Raw genomic sequence first — 332 nt, forward strand, 5'->3', positions numbered from 1 at the left:
ACGGGGACGGGCCGGGCGGCGGCGGGCTTGCCGGTCAGCACGGTGAGGAGGAAGGCCGCGACGGCGGTCGGGGTGGGGTGGTCGAAGGCGAGGGTGGCCGGGAGCCGCAGGCCGGTGGCCGCGGCGAGACGCCCGCGCAGGACGACGGCGGTGGCGGCGCTGAAACCGACGACCTAGAACTCGCCGTCGCCCGGAGCCCCCGCCTGTCCGGCCGGTCCGCCGCCGACCGGCAGCGGGACCTGCTCGACCTCGGTCTCGCGGAGACCGCCCAGCTCGCCTCCGACCGCCCGGACGCGATCCGGCCCGACGGCCCGTTCAAGGACCTCGGTTTC

1 protein-coding gene is annotated in these 332 nt (G+C 77.7%); it reads left to right on the forward strand.

Annotated features, from left to right (window positions below):
• Positions 1-77 precede the first annotated feature (77 nt).
• A partial coding sequence (locus PUR61_RS45580; protein WP_443035270.1) for an acyl carrier protein occupies positions 78-332 on the forward strand: 255 nt, incomplete at its 3' end.

The organism is Streptomyces sp. BE20, from assembly GCF_036322525.1.
GTDB lineage: Bacteria > Actinomycetota > Actinomycetes > Streptomycetales > Streptomycetaceae > Kitasatospora.